General features: G+C 62.1%; 15 protein-coding genes and 1 pseudogene. 8 read left to right on the top strand and 8 right to left on the bottom strand.

Annotation, left to right across the window (positions count from 1 at the left end; genetic code table 11):
- Nucleotides 1–6: 6 nt before the first annotated feature.
- A complete protein-coding gene (locus LPA45_RS20255; protein ID WP_082818929.1) occupies nucleotides 7–819 on the top strand; it encodes a phosphatase PAP2 family protein in 813 nt (270 codons plus the stop codon).
- Here the strand turns inward: LPA45_RS20255 and LPA45_RS20250 are convergent.
- Nucleotides 784–2049, bottom strand: a complete 1266-nt coding sequence (locus tag LPA45_RS20250; RefSeq protein WP_367395101.1) for a type II restriction endonuclease — start codon at nucleotides 2047–2049, stop codon at nucleotides 784–786. The genes LPA45_RS20255 and LPA45_RS20250 overlap by 36 nt on opposite strands.
- Nucleotides 2050–2224: 175 nt before the next feature.
- Here LPA45_RS20250 and LPA45_RS20245 point away from each other — a divergent pair, with 175 nt between their 5' ends.
- The 5 genes from LPA45_RS20245 (at nucleotide 2225) to LPA45_RS20225 (ending at nucleotide 6845) form a co-directional block, all read left to right on the top strand.
- A complete protein-coding gene (locus LPA45_RS20245; protein WP_062799407.1) occupies nucleotides 2225–2500 on the top strand; it encodes a DUF2933 domain-containing protein in 276 nt (91 codons plus the stop codon).
- Between the two features lie 13 nt (nucleotides 2501–2513).
- On the top strand, nucleotides 2514–4955 hold the full coding sequence (locus tag LPA45_RS20240; RefSeq protein ID WP_082818928.1) for a heavy metal translocating P-type ATPase: 2442 nt from the start codon (nucleotides 2514–2516) through the stop codon (nucleotides 4953–4955).
- 64 nt (nucleotides 4956–5019) lie between these two features.
- The gene (locus LPA45_RS20235) at nucleotides 5020–5436 is read left to right on the top strand and encodes a DUF411 domain-containing protein (RefSeq protein ID WP_053823085.1); all 417 of its coding nucleotides are present in this window, start codon (nucleotides 5020–5022) and stop codon (nucleotides 5434–5436) included.
- Nucleotides 5437–5497: 61 nt separating this feature from the next.
- Nucleotides 5498–6028, top strand: coding sequence for a cytochrome c (locus tag LPA45_RS20230; RefSeq protein ID WP_062799403.1), 531 nt, complete (start codon nucleotides 5498–5500; stop codon nucleotides 6026–6028).
- A 619-nt stretch (nucleotides 6029–6647) separates the two neighbouring features.
- The gene (locus LPA45_RS20225) at nucleotides 6648–6845 is read left to right on the top strand and encodes a hypothetical protein (RefSeq protein ID WP_062799402.1); all 198 of its coding nucleotides are present in this window, start codon (nucleotides 6648–6650) and stop codon (nucleotides 6843–6845) included.
- 213 nt (nucleotides 6846–7058) lie between these two features.
- On the opposite strand, the gene LPA45_RS20220 is transcribed toward LPA45_RS20225, so the two are convergent.
- The 6 genes from LPA45_RS20220 to LPA45_RS20195 form a co-directional block, all read right to left on the bottom strand.
- Nucleotides 7059–7355, bottom strand: coding sequence for a CzcE family metal-binding protein (locus tag LPA45_RS20220; RefSeq protein ID WP_257733711.1), 297 nt, complete (start codon nucleotides 7353–7355; stop codon nucleotides 7059–7061).
- Between the two features lie 429 nt (nucleotides 7356–7784).
- Nucleotides 7785–8261, bottom strand: a complete 477-nt coding sequence (locus LPA45_RS20215) for a plastocyanin/azurin family copper-binding protein (protein ID WP_053821774.1) — start codon at nucleotides 8259–8261, stop codon at nucleotides 7785–7787.
- Nucleotides 8262–8330: 69 nt separating this feature from the next.
- Entirely contained in the window at nucleotides 8331–9248 is a 918-nt protein-coding gene (copD, locus tag LPA45_RS20210) for a copper homeostasis membrane protein CopD (protein ID WP_062799400.1), read from the bottom strand.
- A gap of 7 nt (nucleotides 9249–9255) precedes the next feature.
- A complete protein-coding gene (copC, locus tag LPA45_RS20205; protein WP_053823086.1) occupies nucleotides 9256–9642 on the bottom strand; it encodes a copper homeostasis periplasmic binding protein CopC in 387 nt (128 codons plus the stop codon).
- Nucleotides 9643–9680: 38 nt separating this feature from the next.
- A complete protein-coding gene (locus tag LPA45_RS20200; RefSeq protein WP_231909553.1) occupies nucleotides 9681–10949 on the bottom strand; it encodes a copper resistance protein B in 1269 nt (422 codons plus the stop codon).
- Between the two features lie 17 nt (nucleotides 10950–10966).
- Nucleotides 10967–12853: a copper resistance system multicopper oxidase gene (locus LPA45_RS20195; protein ID WP_116322062.1), complete on the bottom strand. Its 1887-nt coding sequence runs from the start codon at nucleotides 12851–12853 to the stop codon at nucleotides 10967–10969.
- Nucleotides 12854–13055: 202 nt separating this feature from the next.
- On the opposite strand from LPA45_RS20195, the gene LPA45_RS20190 reads away from it, so the two are divergent.
- Entirely contained in the window at nucleotides 13056–13742 is a 687-nt protein-coding gene (locus LPA45_RS20190; protein ID WP_053821777.1) for a heavy metal response regulator transcription factor, read from the top strand.
- Complete coding sequence (locus tag LPA45_RS20185; protein WP_116322063.1) at nucleotides 13739–15133, top strand: heavy metal sensor histidine kinase; 1395 nt, start codon at nucleotides 13739–13741, stop codon at nucleotides 15131–15133. The genes LPA45_RS20190 and LPA45_RS20185 overlap by 4 nt, the downstream gene beginning before the upstream one ends.
- A gap of 118 nt (nucleotides 15134–15251) precedes the next feature.
- Here LPA45_RS20185 and LPA45_RS20180 read toward each other — a convergent pair.
- A pseudogene (locus LPA45_RS20180) lies at nucleotides 15252–16288 on the bottom strand (IS630 family transposase).
- Nucleotides 16289–16309: the final 21 nt, after the last annotated feature.

The raw sequence follows: 16309 nt of genomic DNA, 5'->3' as shown, positions 1-16309 counted from the left end.
GCCCCCATGAGAGAAATGCCGTTGGTTCAGACGCCCGCCAGTCAGCGTTGGCTGCGCCAGCAATGGTGGATGCTGGCATCGGCCGCGTTGGTGCTGGCCTACGTGTTCCAGCGCACCGAACTCGACCTCTGGCTCGAGGGCCGTTTCTACGATGTCGGTCGGACGGTCTTCCCGTTGCGCCAGCACTGGCTATTTGAAGCGGTGCTCCACAAGGGCGCGAAGTGGCTCACTTACGTCGCCGTAGCCGCGGCCATGGGTGTCTGCTGGCGGGGCTGGCGGGGGCGTCTGCCTTGGCTGCCGCGTCGCAATGCGTTGCTTGCCGCTGCGGGCATGGTGGTGATCCCGTTGAGCGTCACGCTCCTGAAGCTCATGACGGGACGCCACTGTCCCTGGGACATGGCTCAATTCGGCGGCAGCTTGCCCTATATGCGGTTGCTGGATCCGCTGCCAGCAGACGTCAAGCCGGGACAATGCTTTCCTGCCGGCCACGCCGCTACCGGCTTTCTCTGGGTCGTCTGGGGGATCGCATTGCGTCCTGCCGGCCGTCGCTGGGCGTGGGTTGGGCTGGCTGGCGGACTGCTGCTGGGCGGCACGCTTGGCGCGGCGCGCATGGCGCAGGGCGCGCACTTCTTGTCGCACACGCTCGCAACCCTCTGGGTGGCGTGGGCGGTCAGCTTGCTACTCGCGCGGGGGCTGCGGGCCAACGTCCGGCTAGGCAGCGCCGCGCCGCACCAGGGCCCGAAAGCTTGCCCGCGCCGTCGCCGACCACCGCCAGGACCGGACTCACAACTGTCTCGCGATGGCCTCGATCGGCTTTAAGCCACTGCCAAAGCGCGCAATGCTTTCGCGATGCTCGCGCAGGCTGGAATAGGGGACATAGCGGATATTGAGTGCCGAGACGCGGCTAAAGGCCGGGCGGCTCAATTGCGCGCGCACGTCGCCTTCGCGATCATCCGGCGCGACCAGGAAAAGATGCTTGCGGGCGGACGGGTCGGAGCCGAGGGCCAGATCGAGCAAGCGCACGATACCGGAATAGATCGAGGTGGTATGTTCGACTTCAAAGGCGGCTTCGACCTCGAGGGTGGTGGCATTTAGCCAGACAGTGTCAATCCATGGAACGGTATCGCCTCCCGCCACCAGCAGCGCCGGCGGCAACGTTGAGAGACAGCCCTGGCTCAAGGGCTCGCCCTTGTACAGCCGACTTCGGTCGTTGGTGGCAATCCAAACGGCAAAGCCGAGCGACTTGCCGAGATCGCGCAGCCATCCCTGCACTTCGGTATGGGTGGCGTCTTCGGCCTGCCCCAGCTGAATCTGCCTGGCAAGCGCGGCAGCCTGCTCGCGCACCTTGGCCAGTTCCTGCTGCCAGACGGCCACATCGTCGGCCTGCGCTTGCCGCGGTGGCAGCGGATAGCGCTGCATGCCGATGTCAAACAGTAGGCCCGCGATCGCGCCAAGGTCATTGGAGAGCAAATCCCGATAACGCTGATTCAGGGTGAGTACCCCCTCGCGCATCGCCAGATAGTGATCCCATTTGCCAAGCTTGACCGCCGATCCGGTCAGGGCGTTATAGCCGTTGACAATTGCGGTGTTGAACGGCATCACCAGCGTGGGATGAATGAAATACAGCAGGTTGGCCGCCGCCGGCCCGAGACCCTTGATGCCGAGGCTGCTCAGCTGACGAATCGCATCAAGGACTTCGGATTCGGTGTCACAGCAGTTGCAGGTATGGAGCAGTCTGGCAAAGGCACGCTGATTGTCGGCATGCTCATAGATATCTGGAATGCGCAGTTTTGGCTTCCACAGAAAGGCGTGATCCGCGCCTTTGAAAATCTGCCGTTGCTCTGCGATTGACGACACCACGGTCTCGAGCGATGAGCCCCGATACGCGTTGCCGAATGTACCGGCGTGGATCTCGTCGACCACCGCGCCGATGCCACGCCGAATCGAGCGGAAATTCTTCAGCCGCTCCGGCCAAAGAAACCAGGTTTGATAGGCGCCGGCGGGATCGGTCTTCCAGCGCTCAATGAGGATACGGATGGTGTCGGTCATGGTGTGCATTTTTGCCGGGCAGTGTATCACCGTGAGGCCTTTTGACTTGGCGCAATGTTGACGCGAACCGGCTTGACCTTCCCATTATCGGAAGCTCTACCGTTATCACAAGAAAGCTGGGCGCGGCGATTGACTGCCGGTCAGCTTCCCGTCATGGTCAAGTAAGGAGTCTGTCATGAAAGCATGTCATTCCCAATCGACGCATCACGGCGCCATCGCCGGCCAAGTCCGTCGGTTTCGCTGGTCGCTGCGTTGGGGGATCGTCCTCGCCGCCCTGGCAATCTTCGCCGCCATCGCGCTCGGGATGCCCCGTTGGAGCGCGGTTGCCTCCTGGTTGCCGTTTGCACTAGTGTTATTGTGCCCGTTGATGCATCTATTCCATGGCGGCCACGGGCGCAGCGCGCCGTCGAAAGAGGGCGGCGACTCAGTGGACGGACAGCGCCACGACTAACAGGAGGCCTTCCATGAATGAACCCAGCAGCCAGCGCCACCCACCGAAAGCGGGCCACCCTGACAAGGCAACAGGCCCCGGTCCTGGCGCGCATGCTGACCAGCACCATTCCCATCGCCACGGTGCGCCGCACGACAGCCCAGTGTCGGGCGTCGGCACCGCCAAGGATCCAGTTTGTGGCATGGTGGTGTCGGCCGGCTCGGCATTCCACAGCGAACACGCTGGCATTCCCTATTACTTTTGCAGTGCATCGTGTCAGCGCAAGTTCGAGGCGGACCCGGCCAAGCACGCCGCGGCTGCGGCAGCTCCTACCGCGGCCCCTTCAGCCGCCCCGGATGCGGAATCGGGGCCTCCCGGCACGATCTACACCTGTCCGATGCACCCCGAGATCCGGCAGGATCATCCCGGCAACTGTCCGAAATGCGGCATGGCGCTGGAGCCGCTGTTGCCGGACCTGGACGAGACCGAGAATCCGGAGCTGGTGGATTTTCGGCACCGTTTTTGGTGGACGCTGCCATTGACGGTGGTGACCACGGTGTTGGCCATGCTCGGGCATCGATTTGGGTGGATGGAGGCGGCGACGCAGAGCTGGGTCGAACTGGTCCTGTCGACGCCGGTGGTGCTGTGGGCGGGTTGGCCCTTTTTCGTGCGGTGCATCCAGTCGTTTCTGCATCGCAGCCCCAATATGTGGACGCTGATCGGTCTCGGCACGGGTGCGGCCTATGCCTATAGCGTGGTCGCAACCGTGGCACCGGATGCGTTCCCGCAGACCTTTGCCGCCCACGGCCGCATCGGCGTGTACTTTGAGGCCGCCGCCGTCATCATCTCGTTGACGCTGCTCGGCCAGCTGCTTGAACTTAAGGCGCGATCCCAAACCTCCGCAGCGATAAAATCGTTGCTCGGGCTCGCGCCCAAGACGGCGCGCCGCATCGGACGCGATGGCGCCGAGGAGGATGTGCCCCTCACTCATGTGCATGTCGGCGACTTGTTGCGCGTAAGGCCCGGGGAGAAGGTGCCCGTCGACGGCATCGTGACCGAAGGCAGCAGTTCGGTGGACGAATCCATGATCACCGGTGAACCGATGCCGGTCACCAAGCGCGAGGGCGACCCCGTTATTGGCGCCACCATGAATACCTCAGGCAGCCTGATCATCCGATCGGAGAAGGTTGGCGCACAAACAGTGCTCTCCCAGATCGTACAGATGGTGGCGCAGGCGCAACGCTCAAAGGCGCCGATGCAACGCATGGCCGACAAGGTCGCGGGCGTGTTCGTGCTCGGCGTCATCGGCGTCGCCGTGGTGACGTTCTTTGCCTGGGGCCTGTTCGGTCCACAGCCCAGCTGGGTGTTCGGTCTGATCAATGCAGTTGCGGTCTTGATCATCGCCTGTCCCTGTGCATTGGGGCTGGCCACGCCGATGTCGATCATGGTTGCCAGCGGCAAGGGCGCCACCAACGGCGTGCTGTTCCGCGACGCCGCCGCGATCGAGAACCTGCGCAAGGTCGACACCCTGATCGTCGACAAGACCGGTACCCTGACCGAGGGGCGGCCGGCTTTCGAGCGTGCAATTGGCGCCAATGGCTATGCCGACGACGAAGTCCTGCGGCTGGCGGCGAGCCTGGACCAGGGCAGCGAACATCCGCTGGCCGCGGCGCTGGTTAAGGCGGCCCGCATTCGTGGCTTGGCGCTGGAGAAGTCACAGGACTTTGAGTCGAGCACGGGCATCGGTGTGCGCGGTACGGTCGGTGGGAAGACACTCGCCATTGGTAATACGGCGCTGATGCAAGCCGACGGCATCGACACCGAGGCGCTGCGCGCCCAAGCCGATACGCTGCGCGCACAAGGCGCGAGCGTTATGTATCTCGGCGTCGATGGCCGTCTGGCCGGCCTGCTTGCGGTGTCGGATCCCGTCAAAGGCTCAACGCCCGAGGCGCTGGCGGCCCTGAAGGCCGAAGGCATCCGCGTGGTCATGGCCACCGGCGACGGCGTGGCCACGGCAAAGGCGGTGGCCGCAAGGCTGGACATTGCGGAGTTCCACGGCGAAGTGAAGCCCGCGGACAAGCTTCAACTGGTGAGCCAACTGCAGCAAAGCGGAGCGGTGGTCGCCATGGCCGGTGACGGCATCAATGATGCCCCGGCGCTGGCCAAGTCGGATGTGGGCATCGCCATGGGCACCGGCACCGATGTGGCGATGAACAGTGCGCAGGTGACGTTGGTCAAAGGCGACCTGCGTGGCATTGCGCGCGCACGCGAGCTATCCGAGGCAACCATTCGCAACATGAAACAAAACCTTGGCTTCGCGTTTATCTATAACGCGCTCGGGGTACCGTTAGCGGCAGGGGTGCTGTACCCGTTCACCGGTTTGCTGCTTTCGCCTATGATTGCCGCGTTGGCAATGAGCCTGAGCTCGGCCTCGGTGATCTCCAATGCGCTACGCCTGCGGCAGGCAGAGATTTAAGCTGGCGATGAGGCACTCGACCGGTGCTGACTTGTCTATTGACATGATGTTTTTCGGAGAATCCATGAAGTATTTCTTGGCCACTGCCGCTTTGCTCGCGGCCGCCACCGGCGCGCAAGCGGCCTCGCCGACGCTAACGGTGTACAAGGATCCCAGTTGTGGCTGCTGTGCAGAATGGGTCAAACACGTGAACCAGGCCGGCATTCAGACCAAGGTCATTGATTCGTCCGACATGACGGCGGTCAAAGCCAGGCTCGGCGTCCCGACCCAGTTCGGCTCCTGCCATACCGCGGTGATCGATGGCAGCGCGCAGGTGGTGGAGGGGCACGTGCCGGCAGCAGCGGTGCGCAAGCTCGCTGCGAAGCCGACCTTGAAAGGGGTCGCAGTGCCCGGCATGCCGGCAAACTCGCCAGGCATGGGGCAGATGGACGGAAAGCTTGTGACAGTGGATTTTAGCGGCAAGCCATTCTCGAAAGACTAGGACTGCAGCGGGGCTGCGCGGGTAAGCGTTGCCAGAACTTCAGAACTGCCAGACAAAGGACATGGAAGAGTCAACTCAGTCGCGCTGGATCGTGGCCTGCGGGTTGGTGGTGGCCGCCGCGGCGGCCACCGGGGTCGCGCTCAAGGCGAAACGCTATCTGGAGCCACCCTCCGGTGGACCGCAGACGCTCAGGGAAGGGCGCCAACTGCGCATCGATGCCACGGATGCCGCGCAGCTCGGTCGCGGCAGGCAGCTGTACGCACAGGCCTGCGCGTCGTGCCATGGCGTCAAGCTCGAAGGCCAGCCTAACTGGCGCGAGCGGCTCGCAAATGGCCGGATGCCGGCGCCCCCGCATGATGCATCGGGTCATACCTGGCACCATGCGGACGCGGTGCTGTTTGCCATTACCAAGAACGGGCTCGTTGCCGGCGTGACCGCGCCGAGAGGCTATGTCAGTGACATGCCAGCCTTCGGCCAGTCGATGTCGGATGACGACATCATTGCCGTGCTCGCGTACATCAAGAGCACTTGGCCTGAGAAAATGGCAGTAGCGCAGCGCGAAGCGACCGCGCAGTATGCGAGCCCGAAGTAGCGACCCAAGCAAACACCGCAAGCAGGCGCTTCGGTCAGCGATGGCGCCTACGTCCGTTTCGAGCCTAGCCTGGGCTGCTGCAGTGACCCTGCACGAGCTGTCGCGGTGTGTACGCCACAGCTGACGAACATGTCGCGTTGAGCGGCCGGCTTGCTGGTATTCAGGCGCTTGGATCGGCCTGGTAATTTCTGTCTCTTGCCTGCCTGCCCGCTCGCGCGTGGCACACAGCTGTATGCGAGCAGCGGTCGCGCGCCGTCGAAACGGCTCGAACACGCGTGCCGCTACGCCGATGACTCGTCGTGGGCGAAGATCGGCGAACGCTGCGCCGCACTAATCCCCTTACGTCGTCCAGAAGAGATACAAAAGCCCAAGCACGACCAGCGCCGCCCCAATGATCGAGTAGTAGCGCATGCCATGCAGGGGCTGGTCTGGATGGCCTCGCCGGTGAAAGACGAGTCTCATAGCCGTTATGGAAAGTCGAGCATTGCCATATGGTAGACCCAGCGCCGGTGATTTACCTTGACGTGTCTGCACGGCGGTCATTGAATGAATGCTGAAACGCGTCGCCACGAGAGCGGAACCATCCGCCGATTCACTTCTAGGGGTCCTGGAGACTACGATGCTGACACCACATGAAGTGGCCACCCTTATGCTGATCGACGACGCAGCCCCCAATCTCGCCGACCTCGATCACGCGTCGATCGAGGCATTGATTGAGCGGCAGCTGGTGCATCTGGAAAAATTGGCTTACGGCGATCGTCTGCACATCACGCCGCGGGGCAGTGACTTTTTGCATGCTCTCGATAAATTGCATTAGGCTGGTCTGCAAACGCACTTGCGCACTGAAGGCTATGCGTTGCGCGTTGCGCAGTATGTCGCGATATGGCTAGACCGGCGGTGCCCCTCGGGTCTGCAAGCGCCAAGTCAGCGGACCAAGGCGGACGTTCCACCGCCTACTGGTCCGGATGCGGCGTGGGGGATGGCTGTCGAAGTGGTCGTCTGGCATAGCGTCCAGTAAGCAACCAATACGTCATGAGCTGCCCCGATAGAGCGGGCTTGGCGCGATGATGGCCGTGATGCCTTTGGCTTCCGGCAGATCCGGCAAAAGGAAGTTCAGCGCAACTGCCGATCGTCCACTACTTGTGGTCATAAAGGTCCAAGCCACCGTGCGGTTGGCGCCCCGGAAAGCAACGGTTTCTCCAGAGGTGACATTAACGTATCGCGCACCTGGCCGCAGCGTGATCGACCGAGTCGCCGTCTCGACGGCAGCGGCGGTACCATACAAATCGGCCCTAGCAGGTGGCAAAGGCGCGCACGCCGACGCCATGCCGAAGGCAGAGAGTGCCAGTGTGATCCGTAAAGCCTGCGTAGTAGTCATAATGAGACATCCCTGTCGATGTGCGCAAGGTCTAACGGACCCGCCTGCGACAAACCGACTTCCACCCGCGCCAAGGACGCACGCAGCTTGGTGCTGCGCTGATCTGTGGGCAACTGGCAACCGGCACCCAAACGCGAGTTGCCGCACGATCTAGTCTAATCAGGGCATTCCAACGATAACGTTGCCCAAACGTTACATTCTGGACAGGTAACAATGTGGTCCACGTCATGCCCCACAAGTCAACGCTTCCAAGTGGGGAGGATCACGCGCAGTAAACGGGTCCGCCACGGCGGCACCATGACCCAACCTACGCTGTCGAACCCTCAGCATCGGTGCCGCCGTTTTGTTCGCCGCCGGACGCACCCGTCGTCGCGCTTTTTACTTGACGGCCACCTTGCCGACCATGCCGGCTTCGAAATGGCCCGGCACCAGACAAGCGAAGTCGACGGTCCCAGGACCGTCGAACTGCCACACGAGTGTGCCTTGTTTGCCAGGTGCGAGCATAATCTGGTTCGGGATAGAGTGCTTAGCATCAGGCATGCTGCGCATCATCTGCGCGTGCTCTTTCAACTCAGCGGCGGTACCGATCACCATTTCGTGCTCCACTTTGCCGACATTCCGGACGACAAAACGCACGGTTTCACCGCGCTTGACCTGAATCGAGTCGGGCGCGAAGCGCATCGTGTCGCTCATGGTCACGTTAACCGTGCGTGAGACCTTGGCCGGCTTGCCCGGCTGACCGGCAGCGGACTTACTGGCGCTAGCTGGGCTCGCATGGCCCTCCATGCTGCCGGCAGCCCACACCAGCATCGGCGACAGCCCCAACACCAGCAGCAACGACTTGAGCGTCTTCATGGCATCTCCTTGGCGGTTGTTTGAGAGCAAGACAAGCGCAGCCTTGCTGCGCGGTTCGTGAAAACGTGGCTACATGCCCGCGGGGGATAGGATGCCGAGCGAGGCGACAAGAGCCAGAATGAGCGTTGCCGCACTGGTCTCGAACATCAGGCTGCGCCGCAAGGTACGAACGGCGACGGCATGGTCGCCCGTCCGTACGGCATGCTCCAGGCGCGGGCTCAGATGAAAACGGTTAGCCGCGGCAAGGGCGAGCATGGTACCGAACAGCGCCAGCTTGGACGCCAGCAGTCCACCGTATGAGTTCAGCGACAGTTCTGGCAAGACCGGACCGACAATCAACCAATAGTTCACTGCGCCGGTAATGACCAAGGTTGCGACAACGATCGTACCCACCTGAGCGAAGCCGTTCGAGGTGCGGCTCAGTAGGGCAACCTTGGCAGGTGTGGCAGAGGGATGCGACAACAACACGAACGCGAGCAGAGCGCCGACCCATGCGCCGGCGGCCATTAGATGCGCGATATCCGAGGCAAGGTGAATGTAGCGTCGAATGCCATCATCCATGGCGCCATGGCCGCCCCAGGCAAGCGTGGACAGCGCGACGCCGCCCGCTGCAGCCAGAACCCAGAATTGAAGTTCTGGCCGTTTGCGGACAAACAACGCGACCAGCACGCAGAGGACCAAGGCAACGAGTCGCACGACCCAGGCCGCGCCAAACGCGGTGCCTGTCACAATCATTTCGAAGACATGGCCTTGCAGTTCGGCGTAGGATGCGGCACCGGTCATGCCCTTGGCCATGATGGTGATATTGGCCAGCGACAGGACGATGCCCAGGGCCGCGACCGCCGCGCCAAGCGTCAAAAAGCGCGCACCCGTTGGCGACGCCATTTCCTCACGGCGCAGTGCGTACAAGCCAAACAGCGGCAGACCAAACAGTGCAGTCAGGCCGAAATAGAGTGCGAAACGCACTGCAACAGTTGCCCAGTCCATCGGCGGATCACTTCACGGTGAACGCGATGTTGCCATTAATCGGGTGCGTGTCGGACGACACTGCACGCCAATCGACGCGGTAGCTGCCAGGCGCCAGCGTCTGGGCCGGGGTGATCACCATGGTCTTGGGGTCGTCGCTGCCGGCAACCTTGGCGGCAATTTTCATCGGCGCATGGTTGGCCATGCCGGGCATGCTGGTCATGACGAGGCTGGCCCCGGAGAATTGGGTCGCGAGGTTCTCTGAAAACTTCAGCTCGATCTTCTGCGGCGCCGCCACCTCGGCCTTGTCGGCGGGCATGGACGATACCAGCTTTGGATGGGCGAAGGCTGCAGTACTAGCCAGCACAGCGGCGGCTGCCAGAGCGGCACGAATGGTGAAGCGGGGCGCTTGCATGGTGAACTCCAAATATGAGTGTGGATTGAAATACGTGGTTAGAACCACATGCGAACACCCGCTACAAAACGGGTTTCGCCACTTCGGCCGCCGGCGGTGCGAACCATGTCGGCGGTATTGCCAAAGGTTTGGTACCGTTCAATGCCGATATAGGGAGCGAACTGACGGCTGAACTCATAGCGCAGGCGCAGACCCACGGCACCGCTGGAAAGCCCGCTGCCCACGCCGACCTCGGGATCGTTCTTGCCATAAAGATTGGCCTCGATTCGGGGTTGCAGGATCAGGCGCTGGGTAATTAGCAATTCATACTCGGCTGACAGGCGCAGTGCAGTGCGACCTTCGGTGCCGATATAGCCAGTAGCGTCGACCTCGAACCAGTATGGCGCCAGGCCCTGGATACCGAAGGCCAGCCAGTTTCGGGTTGGCCGGCCATAGCCGGCATCGTTGCGGATACCCAGTTGCGTGTCCCAATAGGTGGCAATGGCATGACCCCACAGCAATTCGGTCCGCGCCTCGTGGATCTTGCGCCTCTCGGATTCGCCTTCGGCCTTGATCACGAGGCGGTTAAAGCTGCTGCCAATCCACGCTTGCGCCTCATAGGCAGCGGCATTGCTCTCATTTCCCTTGACCCATTCCAGCCGGTCAACGAGTACCGAGGCAAATAGGTGTTCGTCTGCCATGTGCAGCGAACGGTGCGGACCAATGGCGTATTGACCCACGCCGAGCTGATAGCCCCCTGAGTAACCGTGCGGGTCGCGCGCATCCGCGGGCGCGCTCCCCCCTTGCATCTGCATGTCACCATGATCCATGCCCTGCATCGAACCCGTGCCTTGCATCTGGCTGTGGTCCATGCCCTGCATCGAACCCATGCCCTGCATCTGGCTGTGGTCCATGCCCTGCATCTGGCTGTGGTCCATGCCCTGCATCGAGTCCATGCCTTGCATCTGGCTGTGGTCCATGCCCTGCATCGAGTCCATGCCTTGCATCTGGCTGTGGTCCATGCCCTGCATCGAGTCCATGCCCTGCATCTGGCCGTGGTCCATGCCCTGCATCGAGTCCATGCCTTGCATCTGGCTGTGGTCCATGCCCTGCATCGAGTCCATGCCTTGCATCTGGCCGTCGGTCGCAGCGGTGCCGCCAACCTTGCCCGAAGACTTTGCTTTCGGAATGGACTTCGCCTTTTCCGCAACGGCGGGCGACGAAGTTTGCGTTGGAACCGCTTCGGTGTGGGCGTGCTGGGCCCAAGCTGCGCTCATGCCAGCGGAAGCAAGCACGGCGGCAAGTACTGTTCTTGTTGGTTTTTCCATGTGCATATCGGTTAGGGTCAGGCCACCACCACTTCGCGGAACATCCCGGCGTCCATGTGCAACATCAGGTGGCAATGCCAGGCCCACCGGCCCAAGGCGTCGGCGGTGACGAGAAAGCTGATGCGTTGCGCCGGCTGCACCGCGATCGTGTGTCGACGCGCGAGGAAGGCGCCATCCGGCGATTCGAGTTCGCTCCACATGCCATGCATGTGCATTGGGTGCGTCATCATGGTGTCGTTGTGCAAAATGACGCGCAGCCGCTCGCCGTACTTAAAGTGCACCGGCGTCGAATTTCCGAACTCCACCCCGTCGATGGACCACGAGTAACGCTCCATATTGCCGGTCAAGTGCAGTTCCACTTCGCGCCCGGGACCGCGTTTGTCCAATGGACCGCCAATGGTGTGCTGATCGGCCAGTGTCAGGACGCGGCGCCCGGTGTCGCGCAAACCGATGCCCGGGTCGTCCAAGTTGGTGCGCGCCATGTCAACGCGCATATCGGTGGTGGCGCCATACTCGGTCTTGGCGTGGCGCGCCTTGGTGCTGGGCACCTTCAGCGACGCACCGGTCGCCATGCCCCCCGACATGCTACCCATGGCATGCTGGCTGTGATCCATGGCCATAGCGCCATGGTTCATGCCTTGCATGCCCATCGAGCCGTGGTCCATGCCTTGCATGGCCATGCCGCCATGGCTCATTCCGCCCATGGCGCCGTGATCCATGCCGCCCATGCCTCCCATACTGCCCATCATGTCGGCCATGGTGAGCCACTGCGGCTTATCCACGGCGGGCACCGGTGCCGCCAGCCCGGCTCGAGTCGCCAGGGTGCCGCGGGCATAGCCGGTGCGATCCATCGACTGCGAGAAAATGGTATAGGCCTCGTCGCGCGGCTCGACCAGCACGTCACAGGTCTCGCCCGGGCCGAAGCGGAACTCATCGACGGTTACCGGTTCGATGTTCTGTCCATCGACTTGGATGACCTTAAGCTTGAGGCCGGGAATGCGCACATCGTAGAACGTGTTGCCTGCGCCGTTGATAAACCGCAGACGAACCTTCTCGCCCGGCTTAAACACGCCGGTCCAGTTGCCGGCCGGTGTGACGCCGTTCATCAAGTAAGTCAGCGTGGCGCCCGAGAGATCCGCCAGATCGGTCGGGCTCATCCGCATCTCGTTCCACATCTTGCGCTTGGCGAGTGCGCTCTTCATCCCTTCACTGGAGACGTCGCGGAAAAAATCGATAACCGTCGGCTGGTTATAGTTGTAGTAGTCGCTCTGAACCTTCAGTTTCGAGAGCACGCGCATCGGATCTTCGTCGGTCCAATCCGAGAGCAGCACGGTATAATCGCGATCGGCTCGCACGCCATCCACGCCGGTGGCCGGATCGATGACAATGCCGCCATACACGCCGGTCATCTCCTGGAAGCCCGAATGCGAGTGATACCAATAGCTACCAATCTGGTCGACCTTGAAGCGGTAGGTGAAGGTCTCGCCCGGCGCAATGCCGGCAAAGCTGATCCCCGGCACGCCGTCCATCTCGAACGGCAGAATGATCCCGTGCCAATGAATCGACGTGTGCTCGCGCAACCGGTTCGTGACCCGAATCGTCACCGTTTCGCCTTGACGCCAGCGCAGCGTCGGCCCCGGCAACATGCCATTGATGGTGGTCGCGACGCGTGGCGTCCCGGTGAAGTTGACCACCGACTCGCCGATCACGAGGTCGAAGTCGGTCCCGCGCAGCACTGGTGCTGTGCCGGATAAGACATCTGCCGGTCGGCCTGACGGCTGAGCCCAGGCCGCACCGCCCAAGCCAGACAGCCCCGCCATCACGCCACCGGCGGCCAGACCCTGTACAAAACGGCGGCGCAGCAGATTAGGCAGCACAAGGCCAGACGGTCGATCACGTCGCATGAAATAGTCCTTTTTTGCTTGAATGGCCGCGTCGGAAGGCGGCAGCAAGAGAGTAACGAGAGCGAGGCTACCGTCAACTTACCCAAACATTACATTCCGGTAAGGTCTGGGTTACCCACAGAGCGTCTCGGTAGACTACCCCGTATTAGAGCCGGTCCAACAGGCGGGCACATAATCCGAAAGACGAGGGGGAGGGACGAAGATGAAGCTGCTGGTGGTAGAAGATGAATCCAAGACCGGCGAGTACCTGCGCCAGGGGCTGACCGAGGCTGGATTCGTGGTCGACTTGGTCGCCAACGGGCTGGACGGACAGCACTTGGCGCTTAACGAAGCGTACGACCTGATTATCCTCGACGTCATGCTACCCGATCTCGATGGCTGGCGTATTTTGCAGACGATCCGCGCCGCGGACAACCCGGTTCCGGTGTTATTTCTGACCGCCCGCGACAGCGTGGCCGATCGGGTCAGGGGGTTGGAGTTGGGCGCTGACGACTATCTGGTCAAGCCATTCGCGTTCTCGGAACTACTGGCGCGCGTACGTACGCTATTGCGGCGCGGTACTGTACAGCTAGCGATGGACCGCATTCAGGTGGGCGACCTGGTGCTGGATTTGGGCAGGCGCCGGGCGTCGCGGGCCGGGCGCCGCATCACGCTGACCAGCAAGGAGTTTGCGCTGCTGGAGTTGCTCGCTCGCCGGCGCGGCGAGGTGCTGCCACGCTCGTTAATTGCCTCCCAGGTCTGGGACATGAACTTTGACAGCGATAGCAACGTGATCGATGTGGCCATTCGCCGCTTGCGGGCGAAGATCGACGATGACTTTGATATTAAGCTGATTCAGACCGTGCGCGGCATGGGCTACGTGCTGGAAGCGCCGGAGGAGCAGGCATGACGCATCGCCTGTCCCTGACGATGCGTCTGACCATCCTGTTTTCGCTCTGCTCGGCCGTGGTGCTGCTGGGCTTGGGCGTTCTCATCTGGCTGGCGATGGACCGCCACTTCGCCACCGAGGATTATGTGGTGCTCGGCGACAATATTCGCCTGATCGAAAAGATCGCGCAGGAAACGCCGGCCGAGCGGTTGCCCCAGCGGCTTCGGGAAATGGTCGATCACCATCCTGGCTTCGTCGCGCAGGTGCAGACCGCACAAGGCCACAAGCTGTATGCGACCAAGGACTTCGATTTTGCGATTGCTTTCGAGGCGATTCCGCGCGAATTGGCGCGTGACAATACCTTCGTCTGGCAGCAAGGCGAGCAGGAGTATCGCGGCATGCGCGCGCAGGTGAGTGCGGCTGACCCGCGCATTGCACCTTTGCGCGTCGTGGTTGGCATGGACACGGAAATCCACGCGCACTTCATGCATGCATTTCGTCGTTCGCTGGCGTTCTATACCACATTGGCGGTGCTCGCCAGCGGTCTCTTTGGTTGGTGGGCGGCGCGACGCGGGCTCGCACCCCTGCGCATGATGGCCTCACGCGCCAAGGGCGTCACCGCGAACAAACTGGATGCGCGCATGCCGGTCGAAGCCGTGCCGGTCGAGATGGCAGATCTGGCGATCACGTTAAACGCGATGCTGGAGCGACTGCAGGATGATTTTCGGCGGCTCTCGGAATTCTCCTCCGATTTGGCGCATGAGCTGCGCACGCCCATCACCAACCTGATGACGCAGACGCATGTCGTGCTATCGCAGCCGCGAGATGCCGCCAAATATCGAGAGGTCCTGGCCTCGAATGCCGAGGAATTGCAGCGGCTTGGGCGCATGGTGTCCGATATGCTGTACTTGGCCAAGATGGAGCACGGCATCACACTGCCGAATGAGGAAGCGATCAACGTGGCTGATGAAGTACAGGCGCTGTTCGAATTCTACGACGCGCTGGCAGAGGACAAGGGCGTCAATCTACGGCTTGATGGGCAAGCGAAAATTACCGGCGACCGTCTGATGTTACGCCGAGCGCTCAGCAATCTGCTCTCGAACGCTCTACGCTATACGCCGTCCGGCAAAGAGATCCGGGTCGAGACGCGCGAGCAGGGCGGCAGCACGTCGATCGTAGTCGAGAATGAGGGCGAGGAAATCAGTCCCGAGTTGCTGCCATCGCTATTCGACCGCTTTTTCCGTGCCGACAAATCAAGGACCCGTGCGGAGTCCGAAAGCGTGGGACTGGGTCTCTCCATCACGCAAGCCATCATGTTTGCGCACGGGGGCCAGATTTCGGCGGAATCGTCGGAAGGCACTACGCGCTTCATTTTGACGTTTCCCCGCCAGCGAAACGCCGCCCGGAGCTAGACGGTTGGCCTCCAGCGCGTCGCCGCATAAAAATAGCCACGGCGTTGCGGCGCCGTGGCTAGTGGTCCTTCGGTAAAAGGACCGTTCAACCTATTGATCCGGCATTGTATCTACAATCTCATGCGGCATCACGAAGCGGTTTGGGCTCGAAACTCGTTTTTGGTCCGCTCGGGCTGTCGTTGACACCTTCACAGGTACATGGACGTCGCCTTGACCAGTTGCAGCTTGGTGCGCGCCGGCGTCAGCGTTGTGACGGCCGGCTTGAGGTCGGCGAAGGCCCTCTCGTCCGGGGTTGAGTTCGGGTCTGTAGCTTGGCCGGTAGAAGACTTCGATTTCGCGCTTGTGCTCGGCCAACCACGCCTTTACCCGCTTGCTGTGATGCACGCGCAGATTGTCCAGGATCAGGTAGACCTTGCGCTTGGCGCCCTTGACCAGCCGTTTCACGAAATTGATCAGGATGTCGGAATTGAGCGCGCCGTCGAATACCAACCAGCGCATCGTTCCCTGGTTGGTAACGCTGGAGATGACCGACAGTCCATGGCGCTCGTTGTTCACCCGTACCACCGGAGTCTGGCCGTGCGGAGCATGGCCGGGCCCGCGTACGTCATTGCTGCGCAAGCCGGTATCATCGCCCCAGTGGATCTCGGCGGCTTCTGCCTTGGCGCTCGCCACAATGACCGGATATTCCTCATCGAGCCACTGCTTCACTGCCGCTGGCGGCTCGTAGGCCTTCTGGATCGGCCTCTGCGGCGTGAAGCCCCAGCGCTCGTGGTAAAGACCTAGGGTGCGTGCAGCGAGTTCGATGCCGTAGCGATCGCGGATCAGTTTGGCCACCGCCTGGCGCTGCCACAGCGGGTACCCCAGCTTCATCTGATCGGGCGTACGGTCGCGAATCAGGCGCAGCACTTCACGCTCCTGCTCGGCCGTCAGCGTGCGTCCAATGCCGCGGGGTCGTCCCGGCCGCGTAGTGTCCACCGCCTTCCAGCCGCCCGCTTCATACGCCTTGAATGCCGCACTCACCGTCGCGCGCGTCAGCTCGCACTGCGCCGCCGCCTCGTTCACGCTCACGCCTTGAAGCCGCATTCTCACCGCTCGCCGTCGCCGCTCGTTCAACGCGTCGACCGACAGCGTCCTCGAGTCGATTTTGTCATGCATCATCTGACTAACCCTCTCGAG

The organism is Cupriavidus sp. Agwp_2 (assembly GCF_040784895.1).
In the GTDB taxonomy this organism is placed as follows: Bacteria; Pseudomonadota; Gammaproteobacteria; order Burkholderiales; family Burkholderiaceae; genus Cupriavidus.
The sequence above is the reverse complement of the archived record's forward strand: the minus strand, read 5'-3'. Positions and strand labels throughout refer to the sequence as shown.